Here is a 24,873-nt window from a genome sequence, read left to right as displayed (position 1 = left end):
AATGAAGAAATACCAGGTCGTCGGCATCGGTAATGCCATGGTTGACGTGCTGTCTCGCACCGACGATGCCTTTCTTGAGCGGAATGGCGTCCAGAAGGGCATCATGCAGCTCATCGACATGGATCGCGCGGTTGAGCTCTATGGCCATATCGGGCCCTCGCGGGAGATATCGGGTGGCTCGGCGGCCAATACGGTCGCCGGCATCGCCGGGCTGGGCGGGCGGACGGCCTATGTCGGCAAGGTGCGGGATGACCAGCTCGGCGCGATCTTCGCCCACGATCTGCGGGCGCAGGGTGCCGATTACGACACGCCGCTCGCCCCCGCCGGTTCTCTGCAGGAGACAGGGCGCTGCATCGTGCTGGTGACGCCGGATGGCGAGCGGTCGATGAACACATATCTTGGCATGTCGGAATTCCTGACGCCTGCCGATATCGACGAAGGCCAGATGGCGGCGGCGGACTGGATCTATCTGGAAGGCTACCGTTTCGATGGGCCGGAGAGCATGGAAGCCTTCGCCAAGGCGATCCGGGCGACGAAAGGGGCGGGGGGCCGCGTGTCTCTGACCCTGTCGGACCCGTTCTGCGTGGATCGTCATCGCGATGCCTTCCGGCAGATGATCCGGGAGGATCTGGACCTGCTCTTTGCCAACCGGGCGGAGATCGTCTCCATGTATGGCGGCACGTTCGAGGAGGCGATGGCCGCCGCGGCGGCAGAGCTGGAGATTGCCGTGGTGACGGATTCGGAGAACGGCGCCCATGTGATGCAGGGCGGTCAGCACTGGCATGTTCCGGCGGTAAAAACCGCGATCGTGGATGCGACCGGCGCGGGAGATCTGTTTGCTGGCGCCTTCCTCTGGGGGCTGTCGGAGGGTTATGAGCCGGAAATCTGCGGCCGGATGGGCTGTCTGGCTGCGGCGGAGGTCATCTCGCATATCGGGGCGCGCCCGGAGCAGGATCTGCGCGCCCTGTTCGCGCGGAACGGGCTGGTCTGAGCGGGTGGAGGCGGGGGAGCACGCTCCCCCGCACCCCCTGTCCGGTGGGCAGCGCCCCCCCCCGGAGCCCCTCGATCCGTCAGCGGCACCAGTCGATCGGCGTCTCCCCCCTTGCCGTTAGCCAGTCATTCGTCCGGCTGAAAGGACGCGAGCCGAAGAAGCCTCGGTAGGAAGAGAGCGGCGAAGGGTGGGGTGAGGCGATGACATGATGGCGGGAGAGGTCCACCGTCCTTGCCGCCAGCTTCTGTGCGGGCCCGCCCCAGAGGATGAACACGAGAGGCCGGAGCGCCGCCGCGCGCGCCAGCACTTCCGCCACGAGGGGTGCCCAGCCCAGCCGCGCATGGCCGTTCGCCTCTCCAACGGGAACAGTGAGGGCGGTGTTGAGAAGCAGCACGCCCTGGGCCGCCCAGCGACCGAGATCGCCGTCAGGCGGCGTGCAGCCGATATCATCGGCCATCTCGCGGTAGATATTGCGGAGCGAGGCGGGGAGCGGCCTGCCGGGTGGAACCGAAAAGGCCAGTCCATCGGCATTTCCCGCGGTCGGGTAGGGATCCTGGCCAAGGATCACCACGCGCGCCTTTTCCGGTGGACAGAGATCGAGTGCCCGGAACACCGCCTCCGGTCCGGGCTGGAGACTGCGCGGATCGGCGACGAGCCGGGCGCGGACATCCCGCCAGTCCCGGCCGAAGAACGGCAGGTCGGCCCAGGCGGCGGGCGGCGTCGCGGTCTGAAACGTCATGCGGCCTGCGTCAACGCGGCAAGGCGGTGCACCTTGTCGCGGGCGGAGCCGCTGTCGATGCTCTCGCGGGCAAGCTGCACGCCATCCTTCAGCGTCGCGACGCGCCCCGCCACGACGAGCGCCGCCGCGGCATTCAACAGGACCGCGTCGCGATAGGCGCCCTCCGCACCATCCAGAAGCGCACGCAGCGCGGCGGCATTCTCCGCCGGGGTTCCGCCGAGGATCTGCTCGAAAGGATGGACGGGGAGGCCCGCTTCCTCCGGGTGGATCTCCCGCTCCGTCACCTGACCGTCTTTCAGTTCGGCGAGCTGCGTGGGCCCGGCGATGGAGATCTCATCCGTACCGTCGCCCCCGTGGACGATCCACGCGCGGTCCGATCCAAGGGCTGCCAGCGTCTCGGCCACCGGGCGGTTGAGATGCGCGGCATAGGTGCCGGTGAGCTGACGGCGCACCCCGGCGGGATTGGTGATCGGCCCCAGGATGTTGAAGATCGTGCGGGTGCCCAGTTCCGTCCGCGTGGCCATCACGTGCCGCATGGCGGGGTGATGGATCGCCGCCATCATGAACCCGATGCCGATCTCCGCGAGCGCCCGCTCCACGACGGGGGGGCCGACCATCACGTTGATGCCCAGTTCCCCCAGCGCATCGGCGGAGCCGGATTTGGAGGAGAGGTTGCGGTTCCCGTGTTTGGCCACGATCACCCCTGCTCCAGCCGCGACAAAGGCAGCGGCGGTGGAGATGTTGAGCGTACCCTTGCCGTCGCCCCCTGTGCCTACGATGTCTATCGCGCCTTCGGGTGCGCGGACGGCGTTGCAGCGGGCGCGCATGGCGCTGGCGGCGGCGGCATATTCCTCTACCGTCTCTCCCCGCGTGCGGAGCGCCATGAGCAGCCCGCCCATCTGCGACGGCGTGGCCTCGCCCTCAAAGAAGGCGGCGAAGGCGGTCTCCGCCTCCGTGCGGGTGAGCGGCCGTTCCGCCGCAAGACCGATCAGCGGGCGGACGCGGTCGCTCATGCCGCCTCTCCCGTGGAGAGCGGGCGGGTTGCAATCCCTGCGCCTTCCAGGAAGGTCGCCAGCATCCGGTGGCCATGCTGGGAGGCGATGCTTTCCGGGTGGAACTGGACCCCCTCGATCGGCAGGTCGCGGTGCTTCAGCCCCATGATGGTCCCGTCGGCCAGCCATGCCGTCACTTCGAGACTGTCGGGCAACGTCTCCCGTTCCACGATCAGCGAATGGTAGCGGGTGGCCTCGAAGGGCGTGGGAAGGCCCGCGAAGACACCTGCACCCGCATGTTCGATCCGGCCCATCTTGCCATGCACGATCTCTCCCGCGCGGACGACACGTCCCCCGAAGGCCTGACCGATGGCCTGATGGCCAAGGCACACGCCGAAGAGCGGCGTCCGGGTTTCCGCCGCCGCTTCCGTGAGAGCGAGGCAGATGCCCGCCTGTGCAGGGTCGCAGGGTCCGGGGGAAAGCAGGATGGCGGCGGGGTTCATCGCCATGGCCTCCTGCACGTTCAGGGCATCGTTGCGCCGCACGACGACATCCGCGCCGAGTTCGCCCAGATAGTGCACGAGGTTATAGGTGAAGCTGTCGTAGTTGTCGATCAGCAGGAGCATGGCGCGGCCCTCCGTCGTATGTCTGGCGCTTGTTCGTGACCGGTCCACCGGCCCGTCGCCCGAGTGCCTTTGGGGGTGAACCCGCGCCGGACGGCGGCTATAGATGTTCAGGTCGCAGCGTCCGGGTCAAGGCCTCCGGGGGCTGCGGGAACTGTTTTGCGGGGAGCGGACGAGTGGCGAACGGGTTGTTGAAAGGAGTACTGTCAGGAATGGCGGTCGGTGTGATCGTTGCCGCCGGTGTTTCGGTCCTTTCCATACCACGTCAGGATGCCGCCCCCGCGGTACCGCTGCCACGCGTAAGTTCCGACTCCGCCGGCGCGGAGGAGACCCCGCCACCCCCGCCGGAAGCTCCTGCACCGCAGGCCCCCGCCGGAGAGATACCCGCCGCGGAGACGCCCGGCGGAGAGACGCCGGACGGCCGGAGCCCAGCCGACCAGACACCAGCCGGGCAGACAGCCGCCGGGCAGATACCAGCCGGGCAGACAGCCGCCGAGCAGAGTTCAGCCAACCGGAACGGCGAGGAAGCAACGCCACCCGCGGCACCGGCGACAACCGCTCCTGCGGCGGAACCTGCGCCGGAGCCTCCGGCATTTGAGCCGCCGCCGCCCCCCGAAACCGAACCCCCGGCGGAAATTCAGCCCGCTCCCGCCGTGCCCGCAGCGGGCAGCGACGCGCCCGCGCAGGACATTGCCGTTCCCCCTTCCGCGCCGCCCCCCCCGGAGGAAGCTTCCGCAGTGGAGCCGATCCCGTTCGAGCCGCGGCCAGCCCAGACGCCGGAGGCTCACGGCCCGCGGCTCGCGATCCTGCTGCTCGATGATCCCGAAGTGCCTGACCTGGCAGAACGCATCGGCGCGGTGTCGTTTCCGGTGAGCATTGCGCTTGATCCCCGCAACTCCGGGGACGCGGCCCGTTTCGCGGCTGCGGGAGTGGAACTGGTGGCGGTGGAACGGGAGGAGGAGCCCACACCGCTGGCCGGAGCCACGGCCCGGCTGCGTCTGGACGGAGAGGGCGGGCACCTGCTTCGTCAGGATGGCGGGGCCTTGAGCCTTCCTCTCGTCGCATCCGCAAGCGAGGAGCCGGTGTCCCGGCCGCTGGATCGTGCGCTTTACCGGGCGGCGCAGTCCGGTTCGGCTGTGCTGCTGCTGCAGCCGACCGAGGAAAATCTCCGTGCGCTTGGCGCCTGGCTCTCTCACACCGATGTGGAGGTCGTGCCGCTCTCGACGCTTGAGAACTAGCTGATCGGCTTTCCCGCCACATAGACCGTACGGATGGCGCGATCATCGCCCATCATCACGGTGGCGAAGATCTGCTCCCAGACAGTCTCGGCTCGTGCGGAGCGTTGTGCGATTGCGGGAGTGGAGGAGAGATCCACCGCGATCATGTCCGCCTCCATCCCCACGCGGATCGCCCCGATCCTGTCGCCCAGATGCAGCGCTTCCGCGGAGCCTGCGGTGGCCAGCCACCAGAGCGCTGCCGGATGGGTGGGCGCATGGCGGAGCTGCCCGACTTCATAGGCCGCAGCCATGGTTCGCAGCATTGAGAAGGAGGAGCCGCCCCCCGTATCCGTCGCCAGGCCGACAAGCTGCCCTTCGGCCTTCAGCCCCGCCATGTCGAACAGGCCGGACCCGATGAATGTGTTGGACGTGGGACAGTGCACAAGGCTCGCACCGACCTCCAGCAGGCGTGAGCGCTCCCGCGCGGTAAGGTGGATCGCATGGCCGTAGATGGCGCGCTCTCCCAGCAGGCCCTGCGCTTCATAGGTGTCGAGATAATCGCGTGCCTGCGGATGCAGCGCCTTCACCCAGTCGATCTCATCGGTCTGCTCGGACAGATGTGTCTGCATCAGGCAGTCCGGGTGCTCCTTCCAGAGCTGCCCGACCATGTGCAACTGCTCCGGGGTGGAGGTGGGCGAGAAACGCGGCGTGATGACATAGGACAGCCGCCCGCGCCCATGCCACTTCTCCAGCAGCCGCTTTGAATCGTCATAGGCGGATTGGGGCGTATCCCGCAGCCCGTCCGGCGCGTTCCTGTCCATGCAGACCTTGCCGGTGAGAGCCCGGAGACCGCGCGCCTCCGCCGCCTCGAAAAAGGCGTCCACGCTTTCGGGGTGGATGGTGGCGTAGCTGCAGACGGTGGTGGTCCCGTTGGAAAGCGTGAGGTCGAAATACCGCTCCGCGATCCGGCGGGCATAGGCCGGATCGGAGAACCGCATCTCCTCCGGGAAGGTATAGCTGTTCAACCAGTCGATGAGCCGTTTGCCCCAGCTCGCGATGATGGCCGTCTGGGGGTAGTGTACGTGGGCATCGACGAAGCCGGGAGAGATCAGGGCCTCGCCGTGGTCGATGATCTGTGCCTGCGGTGCCTCCCGCGCAAGACGTTCGCGCGGACCGACGGCGGCGATGCGGCCGTTTTCCACCAGAACCGCCCCATGGCTGTCGATGCGAACGGCTTCCGGCCCGTCGCGGAACGGATCCCCGTCAAAGGTCATCACCTGTCCCGCGATCAGCGTCTGCATGTTCGTCTCCCTGCTTCGGTCGGGGCCACCCTATGACGGCGGCCGGGCTGGGTAAATGCGTCGCGGGACCGGGTAGGGGCGTGCGGCGGGGTGCAGGGCGCTCTCGCCCGTCGCGCTCCCGGCAGCGTGTTGATTTCCTGCGCCGCCGCCCCTGTTCCGCAGCGGCGGTTGCCGTTAAGGTCCGCCGCGAGTCCAGCCAGCCAGCCACGGAGTCGCCATGACCGAGCCCGAAACCTCCCGGCGCGAGGAAGATGCCCATGCGCTGGATCCAGATCGCGTGGAGGCCATTGTCGAGGCGGTGGAGGCGGAGGATGCGCCGCTGCTCGATGCGCTCATGGAGCCTCTGCACGCCGCCGACATCGCCGACCTTCTGGAGCAGATCGGCCCCGGTGAGCGGCGGGCGCTGATCCGGCTCTGGCCGGGCGGGATCGACGGCGACATTCTCTCCGAACTGGGAGAGGGCGTCCGGGAAGAAGTCATCGAGGCGCTGCCGCAGGACGTGCTGGCCAATGCCGTCCGGGAACTCGATTCCGACGATGTCGTGGACATCATCGAGGATCTGGAGGAGCCGCAGCAGCGCCAGGTTCTCGATGCGCTGGACGATGCCGACAGGGTGGCGGTGGAGCAGGCGCTCTCCTATCCCGAGTACACGGCGGGCCGTCTCATGCAGCGGGAGGTGGTGACCGCGCCCGAGGACTGGACGGTGGGGCATGCCATCGACTTCCTGCGGAACGAGGAATGGCTGCCGGACCAGTTCTATCACGTCGTGCTGATCGATCCGCGTCACCGGCCCACGGGCTATGTGGCCCTGGGCAAGATGCTCTCCTCCCGCAGGGACAGGAAGCTCTCCGAGATCACGGAGGACAGCTACCGGACAATCCCCGCCACCCAGAGCCAGGAGGATGTGGCCTATGCCTTCAACCAGTACCACCTCATCTCCGCGCCGGTGGTGGATGCCGACGGGCGGCTGGTCGGCGTCATTACCATCGACGACGCGATGAGCGTGCTTGAGGACGAGGCCGAAGAGGACATCCTGCTTCTGGGCGGGGTGGGCGACGAAAGCCTGTCGGATGGGGTGCTGGAAACCGTGCGCCTGCGGTTTCCCTGGCTTTTCGTCAATCTCATCGCGACGAACCTGTCGGCACTGGTGATCGGACATTTCGAGGGCGCCATCGCCCAGATCGTGGCGCTGGCCGCGATCATGCCGATCATCGCCTCCATGGGGGGGAACACGGGGACGCAGACGCTGACCATCGCCGTCCGCTCGCTCGCCACGAAAGACCTCACCTCCTCCAACGCCTGGCGCGTCGTGCGACGGGAGCTGATGGTCGGCATGACGAACGGGATCATCTTTGCCACGCTCATGGCCTCTGTCGGGTGGCTGGGTTATGGATCGGCGCTGCTCGGCGGGGTGATCGCGGCGGCCATGGTCATCAACCTGATCGTCGCGGCCATCGCGGGGACGCTGATCCCGCTCACACTCAACCGGCTAGGGCTGGATCCGGCGCTGGCGTCGGGCACCTTTGTCACCATGACGACGGATGCGGTGGGGTTCTTCTCCTTTCTCGCGCTGGCCTCGGCGGTGCTGCTGTGAGCGGGGGGGAGATCGCGCGCGTGAAGTCCGCGGCGCGGCAACTGGCGCGGCAGCGCCGGGACGGCGCGGACAGGGGGCTGGGCCTGCGCGCGGCGGAGCGGCTCAGGGCAGAGATAGGCCCGCCCGATGGCCACCCCATCGCCGCCTATCTGCCCATCGGAAGCGAGATCGACCCCCTTCCCGCACTGAGCGGATGGCCCGTTTGCCTGCCGGTCGTGGAGGGCAGGGGCCAGCCCCTGCGATTCCGGCTCTGGGAGGAAGGCGCGCCGCTTGCCCCCGGCCCCTTCGGCACAAGCCACCCCGAACGGGGAGAATGGGTTCAGCCCAGGTATCTGGTCGTGCCGCTGCTCGCCTTTGACCGGGGCTGCATGCGGCTGGGATATGGCGGCGGGTTCTATGACAGGACGCTCGCCATGCTCCGCGCACTGCACCCCGTGCGTGCTATCGGCTTTGCCTTCGCGGTGCAGGAGGTGCCGGTTGTGCCTGTGGAGGATACAGATGCGCCGCTGGATGCCGTCGTGACCGAGCGCGAGACGATCCGGAGACGGTGATCAACCATCCGGCGGCGCGGGGGACGCCCCCCCGCGACCCCCGGCGTCATCCTTGCACGCGGGCACGGGCGTTCCTCGGCCGGGGAGGATGCGCCGCGCGCGTTAAAAACGGTGTGCGCTCCAGCGCGGCAGACGCTATGATCCGCTTATGTCGATCTGGAGCCGCATAAGGGATGCGCTGTCCGCGCTTGCACAGGGGGAGAGCCTCTCCGCCGTGTTCGAACGGCTGCGCGCGCCGCCCGAACGCTCCGTCGCCTTCACCATCGCCGTGATCGCGCTGGGCGCCAAGATGGCAAAAGCCGATGGCGAGGTCACGCGGAGCGAAGTCGCCGCCTTTCGCGAGGTGTTCCACATCCCGGAGGAGGAGGAACCGAACGCTGCCCGCGTCTATAACCTCGCCCGGCAGGATGTGGCGGGCTACGAGGCTTATGCCCGCAAGATCGCCGGCATGTTCCGGGCGGAGAGCGATCCGGTGCTCATCGACCTGATGGACGGGCTGTTCCGAATTGCAGTGGCCGACGGCGGCTTTCACGAGATGGAAGAGGCGTTCCTGAAGGACGTGGCGGAGATCTTCGGGCTCTCCGACCGCTGTTACCGGTCACTACGCGCGCGCCATGTTCCCGATACCGAGCCAGACCCCTATGAGGTGCTGGGCGTTTCGCCCGATGCACCGATGACGGAGGTGCGCAACGCGTGGCGCAGCGCGGTGCGCGACTCGCATCCCGACCGGATGCAGGCAAGGGGCGTGCCGCAGGAGGCGGTGCGGCTGGCGGAGCGGCGTCTTGTCGCCATCAACCGCGCCTGGGAGACCATCGGGCGCGAGCGCGCGGCCTGACCCGGCTCATGCGGATCGCCACCTATAATGTCGAATGGTTCAACTCCCTGTTCGATGATGCGGGCCGGCTCTTGGAGGACGACGGCTGGTCCGGGCGCCACGGCGTGCGGCGCGCCGCACAGATCACGGCCCTGGGCACGGTATTCCGGGCGGTGGATGCGGATGCTGTCATGGTCATCGAGGCCCCCGACGATTCCCGCCATCGCGCCACGCATGTGGCTTTGGAGAGTTTTGCCGCGCGATTCGGGCTGCGGACCACTACCGCACTGCTGGGGTTCAGGAATGACACGCAGCAGGAGATCGCGCTGCTTTATGATCCGGCGCGGCTGACGGCGCGGCACGATCCGATGGGAACTTTCACCGGGCGGCGGGGAAGCCATCCTTTGCCGCGGTTCGACGGAACCTACCGCATCGACCTCGACATCGACGGGACGGAGGATGTCGTCACCTTCAGCAAACCGCCGCTGGAGGTGGCGGCGGTATCGGCATCGGGGCGCGCCTTTCGCATGATCGGCGTGCATATCAAGTCCAAAGCCCCGCATGGCGCGGTGGACGAGGATGAGGTGATGCGCTTGTCGATCCAGAACCGGCGCAAGCAGCTCGCGCAGGCCATCTGGCTGCGGGAGCGGGTGCTCGCGCACCTTGCGCGAGGCGACTCGCTCATGGTTATGGGGGATTTCAACGACGGGCCAGGGCTGGACGAATACGAGAAGCTCTTCGGCCGCTCTGCGGTCGAGATCGTCATGGGCTGGAACGCGCCGAAACCGGAGCGGCTCTATGATGCCAATGCCCGGCGCGCGCTTGCCCAGCGGATCGCAGCGCAGCCTGCGAGCGCACGCTTCTGGCTGCCTGACGAGGGGAGCGGCCACTACCTGTCGGCACTGCTGGATTACATCATGGTATCGCCGGACCTCCGCGCCCTGCAACCGCGCTGGCGGATCTGGCATCCGTTCGACGACCCCGCCTGTTATGGCGATCCGGTGCTGCGGGAGGCGCTGCTCACCGCCTCCGACCACTTCCCGGTTTCGATCGACCTGCCGCTCTGAGGCGCGGGACGGGTTGAGCGAATGCGGGTATGCGCTAGATGAGTGGGGCTGCAGGGAACCTTCGTCATGATCCGTTCACACCATCGAATCCCGTTTCTTCTGGCCGCCGCATTGGCGATGACGGCGGGGGCGATGACGGCGGGCGGCGGCTTCGCGCAGACGAACCCGCCCGATCCGCCCCCCAGCCTTTCCGATCCGGGCACGGCCCCGAACGAGGTGGAGCGCGGCTTCGACATGTTCCGCGAGGGAGCGGACGCGATGTTGCGGGGGATTTTCGGCGAAGTCGGCCCCGCGCTTAGGGCGCTTGCCGACCGGATCGGCGATCTGAGGAATTATGAGTCGCCCGAGGTGCAGGAGAACGGCGACATCCTCATCCGGCGCAAGCCAGATGCCCCGCCCTATGTGCCGCCGCCGGCAGACCCTGCCGCGCCGACGAAGCCGGGAGTGGACCTGTGATCAACCCTCGGCCGGCGAAGCAGCCATCTGCCGCGCCACACGAACCGCCGTTTCCACCTGCAGCCCTGCACCGAGCGCCTTGAACCGGGCGGCGGCGACCTCTCCGTAGAGGCCCTCCATCTCCGGCTGAAGGATGAGTTCGAGCTTCTTCTTCTTCGGGTAGTACTTCAGCTTGCCGCCCATTTCCGGCGTCTCGACAAAGAACATCGCCCCGAAACGCATCGCGCGCCCGAGCACTTCCGCGTCCTGAATTTCCTTGTCGCTCAGCAGTTGCAGAAGCGGCTCAAGCCGGCTGCCGGAACGGGAGTTCTTGTAGCGATGCAGCAGCGCCAGCCCCAGAAACACACGGCCCGGATGATCCAGCCCGCCGAGATTGGCGCGTGTGGCGTTGTCGAAACAGACCTCCGCCCGGTAGTCGGGATGGGCGCGCCATGTCGTATCGTGCAGCAGGCAGGCGGCCTTGATGAGCCGGAGACGGTCGGGCGGGGCGTTCTTGTATATGGGCGACAGAAAGTCGAAAAGTTTCTTGCCGAAGCCGGGCATACGCGCGCTGGAGGCTTCGGTGAAGCGCGCGGCTTCGATCAGCGGGTCGCGCCGCCGCAACTTCTCCGGCATCTGCTCATAGAGCAGCCCCTCCCTGATACCGTAGGAGGACACGTCGATCTCCCGCGGGCGGAAGATGGTCACGAGCTGTTCCAGCACATCGGCCGCCAGGGGCACCAGCGCCATCCGGTCGCTGGAGACCCCCGTTTGCAGGCGCAGCCAGTTGAGATCGGAACGCCGGATCCAGCCGACCGTGTCCAACACGGACTGCCGGCTCATCCGGTATTCATGCAGGACCGTCAGCGGGTAGGCTTTCCGCTCCATGTCCAGCCGGGCAATGGCGCGCCACGACCCGCCGACGAGGTAGATGCGCTCATGCTTGGCGCCGATCAGTTCCTTCGCTTCGATCAGGATGCGGCGGATATGCTTCCGCAGGGCGACGGCATCCCCCTCCACCTGCTGAAGGCGGAACGGTCCGAGCGGCAAGGAGACGCGCTTGCCAATCGCTCCCTTGCTGACAAGGGCGAGTTCCATCGAGTTGCCGCCGATATCGCAGACGATGCCCTCCGCGTCCGGCCAGCCCAGCAGAACGCCCTGCGCCGAAAGCCGCGCCTCCTCCGAGCCGTCGATGATGTGAAGGCGAAGCCCGGTCTTTTCGAGCACCTCGGCAGAGAATTCCGGCCCGTCCTCCGCCTCGCGCACCGCAGCGGTGGCAACGACGGAAAGACGCATGATATCCATGCCCTTGGCGATCAGGGCGAACCGCTCCAGCGCTGACAACGCACGGGCGCGGCCCTTCGGGTTGAGCCGACCCGTCGCAACGAGGCCTTCTCCCAGCCCCGCCATGATCTTTTCGTTGTAGAAATAGGCCGGAGACCGTGCCGCCCCATCGAATACGACCATCCGCACGGAGTTTGATCCCACGTCGATCACGCCTACGCGGGACAAGGCCCGCACGGACGGATCCTCAAAGAGCGGCGGCCCGAACGGGCCCCAGCCGTCGGCAGGGGGGGTGGATGTGGCGTCCATCTTCTGCGGCTCCTCTCGGCTCAACCCCCGAATAGCCTTTCCGGTTGCCAATGGTCAATCAACTGGGGCCTGCAAACTGGGGCCTGAGGACCCGGCGTCAATCCACCGAGAGCGCGAGCACCGGCGCATCCGCCGCACCCGCCGTCCCCCGCCCGGAGAGCGAGGGGTTCTCCATGAAGAACCGATGGCAGTTAAAGGCCTCTGTCCCGAGAGGCGGAAGATAGCGCTGATAGTGACCGTCCGGCGCCAATACCCAGCTTTGCTCCACATCGGCGAGGTTCGCCGCCATGATCTGGCTGAGGATCTGCGTCCGCACCGTGCTGTTGACGATCTCGATCAGTGTTTCTACCCGTCGGTTGAGGTTCCGCCCCATCCAGTCGGCGGAGGAGATGAACACCCGCGCCCGCTGCGACGGCAGGCCGTGGCCATTGCCGAAGCAGACGATGCGGCTGTGTTCGAGGAACCGGCCGACGATGGACTTGACCCGGATGGTTTCCGACAGGCCCTTCACGCCGGGGCGAAGGCCGCAAATGCCCCGGATGACCAGCGTGATCTTCACCCCCGCCTGGCTGGCGGCGTAGAGCGCGTCGATCACTTCCGGGTCGATGAGGGAGTTCATCTTGGCCCAGATCTCGGCGCGGCGCCCGGCGCGGGCGAACTCGGCCTCCCGCGCGATCATGGCCAGGAGGTTGGGTTTCAGCGTCAGCGGAGAGATGGAGAGATTCTCCAGTATCTCTGGTTGCGCGTAGCCTGAGAGATAGTTGAACACTTTCGTCGCGTCGCGCCCGAGCGCCGGATTACAGGTGAACAGGCTGAGGTCGGTATAGATGCGGGCGGTAATCGGGTGATAGTTGCCGGTGCCGAAATGGGTATAGGTCACGAGGTTGTCCCCCTCGCGCCGCACGACGGTAGAGATCTTGGCGTGCGTCTTGTAGTTGATGAACCCATAGACGACATGCGCGCCCGACCGTTCCAGCCGCCGCGACTGACGGATATTCGCGGCTTCGTCGAACCGGGCTTTCAGCTCCACCAGCGCCGTCACCGATTTGCCCGATTCCGCGGCCTCGCACAGCGCGCCGACGATGGGGCTCTCGCGGGAGGTGCGGTAGAGCGTCTGCTTGATCGCCAGCACGTTGGGATCCCGTGCCGCCTGCTCGAGGAAGCGGATCACCATGTCGAAGGTCTCGTAGGGGTGGTGAAGGAGCATGTCCTTCTGCCGGATGGCGGCGAAGATGTCGCCGTCATGGTCCTGCACCCGCTCGGGCACGCGGGGCGTGAAGGGGGGCCAGAGGAGGTCGCGCCGGTTGTCGAGGATCAGTTCCTTCAGGTCGGCGATGCCGACGATGCCGCGACCTTCCGCCACCTCGTCCGGCGTGACGCCCAGCTCCTCCATGATGAGGCTTTGCAGCTCCGGCGGGGCGCCGGCGGAAATCTGCATGTGGATGACTTCACCCCGGCGGCGGCGCTTCAGGGCGACTTCGAACTCCCGCACCAGATCCTCGGCCTCGTCCTGCACTTCGATGTCGCTGTCGCGCAGCACGCGGAAGGAGCAGGAGCCTACCGCCTTGTAGCCGGGGAAGATGGAGTGGAGGTGCAGCATCAGCACCTCCTCCAGCGGCAGGAATCGCGCCTCGCCGTCCTTGCCGGGCAGCCGGACGAATCGGGAGATCTGCTGCGGGATCGGGAGAAGCGCGTGCAAAACCCGGTTGTCCGTCTCCCGGTGCAGTTCGAGCGCGAGGCAGTAGCCCATGTTGGGGATGAAGGGAAACGGATGCGCGGGGTCGATCGCCAGCGGCGAGAGCACGGGAAAGACCTGCGCCAGAAAGTATTCGTCAAGGAACCGTTCGTCCCGCCGCGTGAGCTTGGAGGGGGTGAGCAGGGTGATCCGCTCCTTCTCCATCTCGCGGCGGAGCTTGTTCCAAGTGGTCTGCTGGGTCTGCATGAGCCGCCGTGCATCGGCATGGATCAGTACGAGCTGCTCTGCCGGCGTGCGGCCGTCGTCGGACAGGCTGGTCTTGCCCGCCTTCGCCAGCTCCATCAGCCCGGCGACGCGGACGGTGTAGAACTCGTCCAGATTGGTGGCGGAGATGGTCAGGAACCGCAGCCGCTCCAGCAGCGGTACACGTGGATTCTTTGCCTCCTCCAGCACACGCCAGTTGAAGTCGAGCCAGGAAAGTTCCCGGTTGAAGAACCGGGACGGCCCATCGGCTTCGCCCGAGGGGAGGGTGACAGGTGCGGGAAATCCGCAGTTGAGGAAATCGGATGGAGATGTCATGCCGCGCTTATCATTCACACTTGTAACCCGCAGATGACAGCCGCCCCGGTCTCTGCTGTGAATACAGTATCTGCCCTTCCTTCTGCCGCTGTCCAGAGCGACTTGGGGTGGAGGATCACGCGTCGGCGGGGATCAGGCTTGCAAGAACGACCTGCGCCAAAGGGCGGGTGACAGCACGCCCCTCCGCCAGCGCCGCGCGGTCCAATGCTGCCACGAGCCTGCGGGCGAAGGCCAGCGAACGATCCATCCGCGTCACGAGCCAGTCCACGACCTGCGGTTGCACGGCGATCTGGCGGTCGGCGAACTGCTTGGTGAGCACGGCGGTCAAAAGCTCGTCATCGGGGCGGGAGAGACGGGCGACGGGCAGGGTGGCGAGACGGCTCGCCAGATCGGGGAGCAGGAAGGGCCAGCGCGCGGGCTCGTCAGAGGCCGTGAGCAGAAGCCGCCCGCCGTCTTCGCCCAGCACGTTGTAGAGGTGGAGGAGCGCCGTCTCCCCCTCACGCTGACCGGCGATCTGATCGGCATCCTCTATGACGATCCGCCCCCAGGCGGCGAGCGCGAAGGGCGAGGTTTCCACCAGGTCCGCCGGGTGCAGGATCACGGCCCCGGCCTCGGCTGCCCAGATGGAGGCGAGATGCGTCTTGCCCGCCCCGGGCGGGGCGATGACGGCGAGTTTGCCCTCCGGCCAGTCGCGCCAGCCGTCAACCATCGCCACGGCCGTCGCGTTGGCGGGTGAAACGAAGAAATCCCGCCGCCCCATCGCCTCCGGCAGCGGCAGGTCGAGCGGGAGCTGCCGGCCGGGCAGGTCCGACTCCATCGTCCGCCCGTCAGAGATCGTCGACATCGAGAGGACGAGGCGCTCCGCGATAGAGCCGGCTGTCCTTGTAACGCTCCACGAGGAAGCGGCAGATGACACCGATGGCGGCGGAGACCGGCACCGCCACGAGCATCCCCACGAAGCCGAACAACGCCCCGAAGGCGGAAAGCGCGAACAGCAGCCAGACCGGATGAAGCCCGACCGATTCGCCCACCAGCTTCGGCGTGAGATAATTTCCCTCGACCATCTGGCCGATGACGAAGATGCCGACCACGACGAAGATCCAGAACGGATCGTTCCAATACTGGTAAAGCGCCACCCCGATGGAGGTCACGCCGCCCACGAAGGTGCCGAGATAGGGGATGAAGGCGATCATGCCCGCGAATACCCCGATGAACAGCCCGTATTGCAGACCCACACCCATGAGCGCGAGGCCATACCACGCACCGAGGATGATGCAGACGGTGAGCTGCCCCCGGATGAACCCCGCGAGGGCGAGGTTGATCTCTCCCGCAAGGCGATAGATGGTGGGCGCGTGTTCGCGCGGCAGGAGGCTGCGGACGCGGGCGACCATCCTGTCCCAGTCCAGCAGCATGTAAAAGGCCACCACCGGGACGACGACGATGAAGATCGCCGCGTTGATGACGCCGAACAGCGATTGGACGACCGTATCGGCAAAGATGCTCGCCCTGTCCTGCACGGCGGCGGCCACGGTATTGAGCGTCTGGCGCATGGTGCTTTGCTCGTCCAGAAGCTGGGGATAGTGGATGTCGATGTAGCGCTGGAAGGCGTCCACATAGCTCGGGGCGGCCTCGATCAGGCTCGCCCCCTGCTGGATCACCATTGGCAGCACCAGCAGCAACAGCAGGCTGAACACCATCAGCGCGGCCAGCGAGATGATGACGGTCGCCATCAGCCGCGACAGCCCGATCCGCTCCAGCCGGTCTGCCAGCGGGTCCAGAAAATAGGCGATCGCGCCCCCTATGAGAAAGGGCAGGATCACATCGCCCAGCACCCAGAGCAGCACCAGAAAGACCAGCGCGGCGATGCTCCAGTATTTCACCTGTTCCTTGACGGTCAGTTCCATGTCGCTCTGTTCCCACGCATCCGATAGCCCCGCCCAAACGTGGCTCATCGCCTGACCGTTTCATCTATGCAAGCCGTCCCCGCATCATCCGTGGCGCGGCTTGCCTGTGACATTGGGATGGCTTAGCAGGGGCGGCAACGTCTTTCTTCTGATCCCGGAGCGCGCGCGATGAGAATGTCCCGCTATTTCCTGCCCGTCCTGCGGGAAAACCCGGCTGACGCCCAGATCGTCAGCCATCGCTACATGCTGCGCGCGGGGATGATCCGGCAGCAGGCGGCAGGCATCTATTCCTGGCTGCCCCTTGGCTTCAAGGTGCTCTCGCGGATCGAGCAGATCGTGCATGAGGAGCAGCAGCGCGCAGGCCATATCCCCTTGCTGATGCCCACGCTTCAGCCCGCCGACCTGTGGCGCGAATCCGGCCGCTACGACGCCTATGGGGAGGAGATGCTGCGCATCACCGACCGCCACAAGCGCGAGATGCTCTATGGTCCGACGAACGAGGAGATGATCACCGATATCTTCCGGTCGGCTGTCGGCAGCTACAAGGACCTGCCGCTCACCCTCTATCATGTCCAGTGGAAGTTCCGCGACGAGATCCGCCCGCGTTTCGGCGTGATGCGGGGGCGCGAGTTCCTGATGAAGGACGGCTACAATTTCGATCTGGACTATGAGGGCGCCATCGCCTCCTACAACCGCCATGTGGTGAGCTACCTGCGCACCTACGAGCGGATGGGCCTGACCGCGATCCCCATGCGGGCCGATTCCGGCCCCATCGGCGGCGACGACACCCATGAATTCCTCGTGCTGGCGGAAACCGGCGAGTCGGAAGTGTTCTATGACGAGGCGATCACCAAGCTGAAGCTCGGCGACCGGAAGGTGGACTACTACGATCCCGCCGAAACGGCCGCCATCGTCAAGGAATGGACAACCCCCTACGCCCGGACCGACGAAACCCACGACGCCGCCGTGTTCGATGCGGAAGTCCCCGAGGAGCGCCGCCGCGTCTCCCGCGGGATCGAGGTGGGGCAGGTGTTCTACTTCGGCACCAAGTATTCGGAGCCGATGAAGGCGCTCGTCGTCAATGACAAGGGCGAGCGGGTTCCGGTGCACATGGGCTCCCACGGGATCGGCGTGTCGCGTCTGGTGGGCGCGATCATCGAGGCCAGCCATGACGAGAAGGGCATCATCTGGCCGGAAGGCGTCACGCCCTTCCACGTGGTCATCGTGAACGTCAAGCAGGGCGACACCTCCACCGACAGCGCGTGCGAGGCGCTCTATTCGGCGCTGAAGGCCAAGAGCCTCGACCCGCTCTATGACGACCGGGAGGACCGCGCCGGGGCCAAGTTCGCCACCGCCGATCTGATCGGCATTCCGTGGCGGATCACCGTGGGGCCGCGTGGCGTCGCCTCCAACCTCGTCGAACTGACGAGCCGCCGGACGGGTGAAAGCGTCGAGATGAAGCCCGAAGCCGCCGTCTCGCGCATTGCGGAAATCTACGCGGGCCTCTGATCCCCTCGCGGCCCGCGCACGACTGCGTGTGGCCGCTTGACCTTCCGGGAGCAGGCGGCCACGGTCCCGCCCCGCGAGACCCAACCCGACGGACCCCATGCGCACCAAGCCCTTCGCCGCCTTCGAATGGATGATCGCCTGGCGCTACCTCCGCGCCCGGCGCGAGGAGGGGGGCGTCAGCGTGATGACCTGGATCAGCCTGATCGGCATCACCCTTGCCGTCTTTGCGCTGATCGCGACGCTCGCCGTGCGCTCGGGCTTCCGGGAGGAGTTCGTGAACACCATCCTCGGCGCCAATGCCCATGTGACGGTGTTCGCCGACCGGATCGACGATGCGGGCCGCATCGACAGGACGATCCCGGACTATCTTCCGCTGGCCCAGCGGATCGCCGCCGTGCCGGGCGTGATCCATGCCTCCCCCCAGATCCGGGGGCAGGTCATGGCCAACGCAAACGGGCGCAATGCCGGGGTGGAAGTGCTGGGCGTCAGCCATGACGACCTGAAAGCCATCCCCGGCATCCAGCCCGGGCCCCGTAGCGCAGGCGACATCGACGCCTTCGATCAGGGCATCGCCATCGGGGCGGGGGTGGCGCGCTCTCTGGGCGTGGGGGTCGGAGACAGGGTGCGCCTCATCTCGCCCGACGGGGTGCAGACGCCGTTCGGAACCTCGCCGCGGGTCAACGCCTACGAGGTCGTCTATATCTTCTCCGCCGGGCGCTACGACATTGACGAGACACGCATCTACATGCCGCTCGCCGAGGCGCAGAGCTACTTCAACCGCGAGACGCTGGTGGATGAGATCGCCGTCACGGTCCAGCGCCCCGAGGAAGTGGAACGCTTGCTCCCCGCGCTGCTGCAGGCGGCAGGCCCCTCTACCAGCTTCTGGACATGGCGGGACAGCGCCGGGAGCTTCCTCCGCGCGCTGGAGGTGGAGGACAATGTGATGTTCGTCATCCTCTCCATCCTCGTGCTGATCGCGGCGATGAATATTGTCTCCGGCCTCATCATGCTGGTGAAGAACAAGGGGCGCGACATCGGCATCCTGCGCACGATGGGGCTGACGGAGGGGTCCATCCTGCGGGTGTTCTTCATCTGCGGGGCCTCGGTCGGGTTGATCGGCACGCTGGCGGGTGTGATCCTCGGCTGCCTGTTCGCGATCTACATCGACCCCATCTTCTCCTTCGTGAACTACGTCATGGGGGGCGGAGTCTGGGATCCGTCGATCCGCGGCATCTACGCGCTCCCCGCCAGGCTGGAGGCGAAGGACGTGCTTTCCGCCGTGGTCCTGTCGCTCGTCCTGTCCTTCGTCGTCACCCTGTTCCCGGCACGGCGGGCGGCGCGGATGAACCCAGTGGAGGCGTTGCGGTATGAGTGAAGTCCTGCGGCTCGACGGCATCCGGCGCACCTATGGTGGAGATACAGCGGCCCCGGTGGAGGTGCTCCGTGGGGTCAGCCTCACTCTCATGGCGGGGGAGGCGGTGGCGCTGGTCGCTCCCTCCGGCGCGGGCAAATCGACGCTTCTCCATATCGCGGGCCTGCTGGACACCCCCGATCAGGGGCGCGTCTTCATGGGTGGGCGCGAGATGACCGGGCTTTCTGACCGGGAGCAGACGGACGCCCGGCGGTCGGAAGTCGGTTTCGTCTATCAGTTCCACCATCTGCTGCCGGAGTTCTCGGCGCTGGAGAATATCGTCCTGCCGCAACTGGCCGATGGCCGTCCCTGGCGCGAGGCGGTTGACCGGGCGGAGAGCCTGCTGGGCCGAGTGGGTGTCAGGCCGCGCGCCGCGCACAGGCCCGCGGCTCTTTCCGGGGGGGAGCAGCAGCGCGTGGCCTTCTGCCGTGCTCTGGCGAACCGGCCGCGGCTCCTGCTCGCGGATGAGCCGACGGGAAATCTCGACCCTGAAACATCCTCGCTGGTTTTCGATACGCTGATCGAGCTGGTGCGGGAGACGGGGCTTGCCACGCTCATCGCGACCCACAACCTCGATCTCGCCGCCCGGATGGACAGGGTCGTCCGGCTGGAGGCAGGCAGGCTCGTCTGATCAGGCGGACTTCTTCATGGCAAGGGCCAGCGCCGTATAGGTCACACCCTGTGTCAGCAGATCAACGGCAAGAAAGATGCCCAACACCCAGACGCTGTTACCCGGCCAGCCGGCCACGATGACCACCCCGGCGAGTGCGGTGATGATGCCGCCGATCACCACCCATCCCCATCCCTCCGTCGTGCGTTCCTGCAGGCCGATCACCAGCCGCACCAGCCCCACGACGATGAGCAGCAGCCCCACGGTAATGGTGATCGCCGCTGTCGCCACCGCCGGGTTGACGAAGACGAAAATTCCCGCGACCGCATAGAGCAGCCCCGCGAGAACTCCCAGAATCGTGCTTCCCCAGGTGCGGACGCTGAAGGCATGAACGATCGCCAGGACGCCGCCTGCGATCATCATGATCCCCACCCAGAAGACGGATGCGACTGTCGCGACCAGCAGGTTCGCCGCCGCGATCAGCCCGAAGGCCAGAAGAAGAAGGCCAAGGGCCAGAAACCAGCCCCATTTCTGGCGAAGCTCGGCGCGAATGGCATTGTCGGACGTCACGGACATGGGCAAACCTGACAGGGGAGCGTTCAGGATCAGCTAGCGCAACATGGACATGGTCAAAGGCCCGACAGGAGCTGTGCCGGGCCAAAAGGTCTCATTTCCGGCGACGCGCCGCGAATGCCAGCCCACCCATGGCCGCAAAAAGGAGCGGCGCGGTGGCCGGCAGCGGCACGGGCGCGACGGTAGCCCCGAAATAAATCCTGTCCAGCGAGGCATCCACAGCCGGGCGGGTGCCGATCAGAGTGAAGGAAATTGCATTCACCTGTGTGAAATCCGCGCTCCCGCTGAAGTCGGAGAAGCGGAAGATCACCTCGGCCGGGTCGCTGAATTCCTCGACGAGAAGGGTATTGAAGGTTGAGACGCGGCCCTGCGTATCGGTTATGGAAAACGCCATCGCGATATCGGCATCCGCAAAGACTACGCTGAAGAACACCGCATCATTGGTGCCGCCATCGGTCACGTCCAACCCGCGCAGGCCGGTCGAATTCTGGCCGTCCCAGGTGATCGTGCCGGTCCCGCTGGTGCGGGAGGCGTTGTTGAAGTCAAGATATCCGTCGCCGGTTTCAAGCGACGTGCCGTTCAGTCGGCTCGTGCTGTTCGTCACCGACATGTCGCGATATCCGCCGACCGCGACCGTGCTGGGCGCGCGGATCTCGGACCGCGCGAAATTCCCGCTCGGCGCCCTTGCGACGACGTATTGCGGCGCAACGAATTCATCAATGACGATGGTGGCGGCGTTCCCTGCATCGGCAGCGGTAACGGCGGCTACAGCAAGGATCGCGGCGAGCGCATGTTTTTTCGACATGGATGTAGATCCTTCTGGCTTTGGCTTGACGGGGCGTTTGATTGTCAGGGGGCAGCGTGATGCATCGATAGTAACTCAAAATTGAGTTATATCCAATCAATACACGCATAGATAGAAATTTTCGCGAGGAAAAAACTGTTTCTAGCTTTCGCCCAGAAGGCTCCCACCGCTTTCATCCTTGAGCGCGATGCCCGTCAGTCGTCGCGACAGGGCCTCCCCCACAAGCCACGAGATCAACTCCGCCGCCCTTTCGTGGCTCAACCCGCCCAGATCGTGGATGTTGGAGACGCAGTTGCGCTCACTGTCCTGACGTCCGGGACGGGGGTCGTAGGTGATATAGGCGCCAAGGCTTTCCGCAACGGACAGCCCCGGCCGCTCTCCGATGAGGACGAGCGACAGCCGTGCCCGCAGGCCCGCGCCGATATCGTCGCCGATGGCCACCCGGGCCTCGCTCGCCAGCACAACGGGCGCAAAGCTTACACGGGGCAGGGCGTCCATGACGCCTGCCGCGATGGCTGCGGCATGGCGGTTGACGGCGAGCGCCGACAGCCCGTCGGCAATGACAATGGCCACGTCGCTGCCCGCGTCCTGCATTCGCTCAAGATCAGCCGCCCGCACGCGGCGGCCAAGATCGGGGCGCCGGAGGTAGGTCTCCCGATCCCCGGCGCGGCTTTGCACGGAAAGGGTTGCGCGGGGAGCAAGCGCTGCGGCGATGGCTTCCCATTCCACGGGTGCGCGGATCGCATCGCGGGCGCGGGCATGGCTCGCCTGAAAGTCCAGCACGGCAGACAGCGGCGCTGCCCCGCCCCGGGGATCCAGCCGCAGCCGTGCGGGGGTGAGGCGGCGGAGGCGGGCAAGCGTCGGATCTGTCGGAGCGGTCATGCGGGAAGTCCCATCCGGCGGGCAAGTCCGTCCACATCCGGCAGCGCGCGTGGCCCCGCTCCCCACCCGGCGAGGCCCATCCTCTCCAGCCAGGCCGCGAATTCCGGTGCCGGGCTGCGGTCGAAGACACGGCGGAGCCAGGCGGCATCCTCAAACGCAAGGCTCTGGTAGCTGAGCATCACGTCATCCGAGCCGGGCACGCAGATCACGAAGGTCACACTCGCGGCACCCAGCAGCGTCATCAGCGTATCCATGTCGTCCTGATCCGCCTCGACATGGTTGGTGTAGCAGACATCCACCCCCATCGGCAGGCCGAGGATCTTGCCGCAGAAATGATCCTCCAGCCCTGCGCGCATGATCTGTTTGCCATCGTAAAGATATTCCGGGCCGATGAAGCCCACGACCGTATTCACCAGGAGCGGGGAGAAGGCCCGCGCCACGCCATAGGCACGTGCCTCCAGCGTCTGCTGATCGACCCCGTGATGGGCGCCCGCCGACAGCGGTGCGCCCTGGCCCGTCTCGAAATACATCACGTTCTGCCCGACGGTGCCGCGGTTCAGCCCCCGTGCGGCGGCATCGGCCTCCGCCAGCACCGCCAGATCGACGCCGAAGCCGCGGTTCGCGTCCTCCGTCCCCGCGATCGACTGAAAGACGAGATCGACCGGCCCGCCTGCCTCCATGATGCGCAGGGTGTTCGTCACATGGGTGAGAACGCAGCTTTGCGTGGGGATGGCGAAGTCCTGCCGCAACCGGTCCAGCGCGTGAAGGATCTCGGTGCAGTTGCGCAGGTTGTCGGAGGCGGGATTTATGCCGATGACCGCATCGCCCGCCCCTTGCAGCAGCCCGTCCAATACCGCCGCAGCAATGCCCCGCAGATCGTCGGCCGGGTGGTTGGGCTGCAGCCGCGTGGAGATCCGTCCCGCCAGTCCGATGGTGTTGCGAAAGGCCGTCACCACCTCCACCTTCCGCGCGACGGCGATCAGATCCTGGTTGCGCATGAGTTTGGAGACGGCAGCGACCATTTCCGGCGTGAGCGCGGGACGCGCGGCCTCAAGCGTTCGCGGCGTGGCGGCTTCCGACAGCAGCCAATCCCGCAGATCACCGACCGTCATTGCGGCAAACGGGGCAAAGGCGGCAGCGTCGTGGCTGTCGATGATAAGGCGGGTGACCTCATCCCTCTCATAGGGCACCAACGCTTAGTTCAGGAACGTTGCAAGCGGCAGATCGGCCAAAGCATAGCGCGCGGCGACCCGCTGGGCCTCCGTCCCGGCCGCGATCCCCGCAAGCGCATCGCCGGACCGGGCAGGCGTCGCAGCGGCGAGCAGGGCGGCGAGCCCGTCGAAGGCGAAACGCTCCCCACCAAGGGTTGAGCGATAGACAGGCATGGCATTCCTCCGTCAGCGCGGTGATGATCGCCTGTAAGCCACCGCCTTTCCAGCCCTAGAGATAGGAATGGATCGGCAAATGACCGACAATCCACGACAATGCCCGTCGCGCAGGCGACGCCTTGGGTTCATACCAGATTTCGGGCAGTTGCGAGGCGTCCTGACCCTCCAGCGACTGATCCCATCGGATCCAGCGGCCATGGAGCGACAGGTGAAAGGCATTCTGCGGGGCCATCGCCGCGTCCTGCCAATCGCAGAGCGCCCCGACCAGTTCGGGGGCCTCGAATACGACGCCGACCTCCGTATTGAGAAAGGCAGAGCGGAGGTCGTAGTTGAAGGAGCCGATGAATGCTGTCCGCCGGTCGATCACGAAGGTCTTGGCGTGCAGCATGCGGCCCCGCCGCGCGCCTTCGTCCGTCGGGGCATACTCATGGAGTTCCACCCCGTCCGTCAGCAATGGCACCCGGTAGCGGCGATAGGCGCCGTGGACGATAGAGTGGTCGGTCGTGGCCAGCGCATTGGTCAGCAGTCTCACCTCCACCCCGCGCTCCCGCAATTCGCCGAGTTGCGCCATCCCCGGCTTTCCGGGAACGAGATAGGGCGTAATCATCTCGAACCGTTGTTCCGCCTGATTGATAAGCCGGCCGAGATGGGTAGGCAGCCACTCCTCCCGCTTTTCGCCCCGTGCCTTTTCGGGCGGATCGGTGACGATGCGGAAGGTATCGGACCAGACGAGCCTGTCCAGCCCGGGCAGAGCATCATCGCCCTTGAGCGCGTGGGAGAGGTACTCGCGCCCCCGCCGGTGACGGCGAAGTGCGCCGATGCGGCGGCGGAAGCTCACGAGGTCGTTGATCCGCTCGGACCACAGCGCAGAAAGCGGCAGGGCGAGATCGCTGTTCCAGTAGGCATCGAACATCGTCTCCACCTCGGCGACCACGGGGCCGGCGAGCAGCATGTCGGCATCCAGCGAATTCCGCCTGCGCCTGCGCGCGGCGTCGAAATAGCTGTCGCCGATGTTCCGCCCGCCGATGATCGAAATCCGACCGTCCACCGTCCACGACTTGGTGTGCATCCGCCGGTTGTAGCGGACGAGCGCCAGCGCCATCTCGATCCCCCGGCGGAGCGCGCTCTGCCGGTTGACGATCGGGTTGAAGATCCGCATCTCCACCCGGGGATGTCCATTGAGGTTCAGCCATTTCGGGTCGATCCCGAGGACGTTCACATCGTCCAGCAGGATACGGATGCGGACCCCCCTGTCAGCGGCGGTCAGCAGTTCTCCCGCCAGCAGGTTGCCGGTGATGTCATCCTTCCAGATATAGTATTGCAGGTCGATCGAGCGGGTGGCGCGGCGGATGCTCTCGAACCGCGCGGCAAAGGCATCCTGCCCGCAGAACAGCAGGGCGCCGCCGCTCATCCCGGGATGCGCCGTCTCCAGCGGGTCGAGAACCGTGTCGAAGGGACTTGGGCGGACGGTCCGCGGCAGTGCGTGACTATCGGGCCCGCTCGCCCTCCGGGCGAAACGCCCGAAAGACCAGAGCGCGAAAAGCGACGCCCCGACAGCGACAGCGACAATCAGGGAAAGCCAGATAAGCCAATGCATGG

At 66.3% G+C, this 24,873-nt stretch carries 22 protein-coding genes and 1 pseudogene; 10 read left to right on the top strand and 13 right to left on the bottom strand.

The window, feature by feature from the left end; genetic code table 11:
* Position 1: 1 nt before the first annotated feature.
* A complete protein-coding gene (locus tag RT513_RS00670; protein WP_290689481.1) occupies positions 2 to 991 on the top strand; it encodes an adenosine kinase in 990 nt (329 codons plus the stop codon).
* Positions 992 to 1,070: 79 nt separating this feature from the next.
* On the opposite strand, the gene RT513_RS00665 is transcribed toward RT513_RS00670, so the two are convergent.
* Genes RT513_RS00665 through RT513_RS00655 form a run of 3 tightly spaced genes read right to left on the bottom strand, consistent with a single transcriptional unit; the run spans position 1,071 to position 3,348 of the window.
* Positions 1,071 to 1,730 carry a uracil-DNA glycosylase gene (locus tag RT513_RS00665; protein WP_290689479.1) on the bottom strand — a complete coding sequence of 220 codons (660 nt, stop codon included), beginning with the start codon at positions 1,728 to 1,730 and terminating at the stop codon, positions 1,071 to 1,073.
* Positions 1,727 to 2,743, bottom strand: coding sequence for an anthranilate phosphoribosyltransferase (gene trpD / locus RT513_RS00660; RefSeq protein WP_290689477.1), 1,017 nt, complete (start codon positions 2,741 to 2,743; stop codon positions 1,727 to 1,729). Before trpD ends, RT513_RS00665 begins: the two co-directional genes overlap by 4 nt.
* Positions 2,740 to 3,348, bottom strand: coding sequence for an anthranilate synthase component II (locus tag RT513_RS00655; RefSeq protein WP_088213828.1), 609 nt, complete (start codon positions 3,346 to 3,348; stop codon positions 2,740 to 2,742). The genes trpD and RT513_RS00655 overlap by 4 nt, the downstream gene beginning before the upstream one ends.
* Before the next feature lie 209 nt (positions 3,349 to 3,557).
* On the opposite strand from RT513_RS00655, the gene RT513_RS00650 reads away from it, so the two are divergent.
* Complete coding sequence (locus RT513_RS00650; protein WP_290689474.1) at positions 3,558 to 4,583, top strand: hypothetical protein; 1,026 nt, start codon at positions 3,558 to 3,560, stop codon at positions 4,581 to 4,583.
* Here RT513_RS00650 and guaD read toward each other — a convergent pair.
* Positions 4,580 to 5,863, bottom strand: a complete 1,284-nt coding sequence (guaD, locus tag RT513_RS00645) for a guanine deaminase (protein WP_290689472.1) — start codon at positions 5,861 to 5,863, stop codon at positions 4,580 to 4,582. The two genes, RT513_RS00650 and guaD, sit on opposite strands and share 4 nt — an antisense overlap.
* A gap of 217 nt (positions 5,864 to 6,080) precedes the next feature.
* On the opposite strand from guaD, the gene mgtE reads away from it, so the two are divergent.
* The 5 genes from mgtE to RT513_RS00620 all read left to right on the top strand — a co-directional run bounded on the left by mgtE (position 6,081) and on the right by RT513_RS00620 (position 10,345).
* The gene (gene mgtE / locus RT513_RS00640) at positions 6,081 to 7,457 is read left to right on the top strand and encodes a magnesium transporter (protein ID WP_088213825.1); all 1,377 of its coding nucleotides are present in this window, start codon (positions 6,081 to 6,083) and stop codon (positions 7,455 to 7,457) included.
* Positions 7,458 to 7,468: 11 nt separating this feature from the next.
* Entirely contained in the window at positions 7,469 to 8,008 is a 540-nt protein-coding gene (locus tag RT513_RS00635; protein WP_373447778.1) for a 5-formyltetrahydrofolate cyclo-ligase, read from the top strand.
* A gap of 148 nt (positions 8,009 to 8,156) precedes the next feature.
* Positions 8,157 to 8,843, top strand: coding sequence for a molecular chaperone DjiA (locus tag RT513_RS00630; RefSeq protein ID WP_290689469.1), 687 nt, complete (start codon positions 8,157 to 8,159; stop codon positions 8,841 to 8,843).
* An 8-nt stretch (positions 8,844 to 8,851) separates the two neighbouring features.
* Positions 8,852 to 9,889, top strand: coding sequence for an endonuclease/exonuclease/phosphatase family protein (locus RT513_RS00625; RefSeq protein ID WP_290689467.1), 1,038 nt, complete (start codon positions 8,852 to 8,854; stop codon positions 9,887 to 9,889).
* Positions 9,890 to 9,955: 66 nt separating this feature from the next.
* The gene (locus RT513_RS00620; RefSeq protein ID WP_088213821.1) at positions 9,956 to 10,345 is read left to right on the top strand and encodes an AAA+ family ATPase; all 390 of its coding nucleotides are present in this window, start codon (positions 9,956 to 9,958) and stop codon (positions 10,343 to 10,345) included.
* Here RT513_RS00620 and RT513_RS00615 read toward each other — a convergent pair whose 3' ends face one another.
* From RT513_RS00615 to RT513_RS00600, 4 genes are all read right to left on the bottom strand, one after another.
* Positions 10,346 to 11,917 carry a Ppx/GppA family phosphatase gene (locus RT513_RS00615; protein WP_290689464.1) on the bottom strand — a complete coding sequence of 524 codons (1,572 nt, stop codon included), beginning with the start codon at positions 11,915 to 11,917 and terminating at the stop codon, positions 10,346 to 10,348.
* Positions 11,918 to 12,014: 97 nt separating this feature from the next.
* Positions 12,015 to 14,192, bottom strand: a complete 2,178-nt coding sequence (locus RT513_RS00610) for an RNA degradosome polyphosphate kinase (protein ID WP_290689462.1) — start codon at positions 14,190 to 14,192, stop codon at positions 12,015 to 12,017.
* Positions 14,193 to 14,307: 115 nt separating this feature from the next.
* A complete protein-coding gene (locus RT513_RS00605) occupies positions 14,308 to 15,036 on the bottom strand; it encodes an HdaA/DnaA family protein (protein WP_290689460.1) in 729 nt (242 codons plus the stop codon).
* Positions 15,020 to 16,096 carry an AI-2E family transporter gene (locus tag RT513_RS00600; RefSeq protein ID WP_088213818.1) on the bottom strand — a complete coding sequence of 359 codons (1,077 nt, stop codon included), beginning with the start codon at positions 16,094 to 16,096 and terminating at the stop codon, positions 15,020 to 15,022. The genes RT513_RS00605 and RT513_RS00600 overlap by 17 nt, the downstream gene beginning before the upstream one ends.
* A 168-nt stretch (positions 16,097 to 16,264) precedes the next feature.
* Between RT513_RS00600 and proS the strand changes: the two genes are divergently transcribed.
* From proS to RT513_RS00585, 3 genes are all read left to right on the top strand, one after another.
* Positions 16,265 to 17,605: a proline--tRNA ligase gene (gene proS, locus RT513_RS00595; RefSeq protein WP_290689455.1), complete on the top strand. Its 1,341-nt coding sequence runs from the start codon at positions 16,265 to 16,267 to the stop codon at positions 17,603 to 17,605.
* 97 nt (positions 17,606 to 17,702) lie between these two features.
* Positions 17,703 to 18,980 (top strand): lipoprotein-releasing ABC transporter permease subunit, encoded by a 1,278-nt coding sequence (locus tag RT513_RS00590; RefSeq protein ID WP_088213816.1) that lies wholly within the window; start codon positions 17,703 to 17,705, stop codon positions 18,978 to 18,980.
* Entirely contained in the window at positions 18,973 to 19,647 is a 675-nt protein-coding gene (locus RT513_RS00585) for an ABC transporter ATP-binding protein (protein ID WP_290689452.1), read from the top strand. Before RT513_RS00590 ends, RT513_RS00585 begins: the two co-directional genes overlap by 8 nt.
* On the opposite strand, the gene RT513_RS00580 is transcribed toward RT513_RS00585, so the two are convergent.
* The 5 genes and pseudogenes from RT513_RS00580 to RT513_RS00560 form a co-directional block, all read right to left on the bottom strand.
* On the bottom strand, positions 19,648 to 20,202 hold the full coding sequence (locus tag RT513_RS00580; RefSeq protein WP_088213814.1) for an HdeD family acid-resistance protein: 555 nt from the start codon (positions 20,200 to 20,202) through the stop codon (positions 19,648 to 19,650).
* Positions 20,203 to 20,293: 91 nt separating this feature from the next.
* Positions 20,294 to 21,004: a VPLPA-CTERM sorting domain-containing protein gene (locus RT513_RS00575; protein WP_290689449.1), complete on the bottom strand. Its 711-nt coding sequence runs from the start codon at positions 21,002 to 21,004 to the stop codon at positions 20,294 to 20,296.
* Positions 21,005 to 21,145: 141 nt separating this feature from the next.
* Positions 21,146 to 21,886: an ethanolamine ammonia-lyase subunit EutC gene (gene eutC / locus RT513_RS00570; protein WP_290689447.1), complete on the bottom strand. Its 741-nt coding sequence runs from the start codon at positions 21,884 to 21,886 to the stop codon at positions 21,146 to 21,148.
* A pseudogene (locus RT513_RS00565) lies at positions 21,883 to 23,271 on the bottom strand (ethanolamine ammonia-lyase subunit EutB). Before RT513_RS00565 ends, eutC begins: the two are co-directional and overlap by 4 nt.
* 55 nt (positions 23,272 to 23,326) lie before the next feature.
* A complete protein-coding gene (locus RT513_RS00560) occupies positions 23,327 to 24,871 on the bottom strand; it encodes a phospholipase D-like domain-containing protein (RefSeq protein ID WP_290689445.1) in 1,545 nt (514 codons plus the stop codon).
* Positions 24,872 to 24,873: the final 2 nt, after the last annotated feature.

This window comes from Haematobacter sp. (assembly GCF_032102465.1).
Lineage (GTDB): Bacteria > Pseudomonadota > Alphaproteobacteria > Rhodobacterales > Rhodobacteraceae > Haematobacter.
This window is presented reverse-complemented; position numbering and strand designations above follow the sequence as displayed.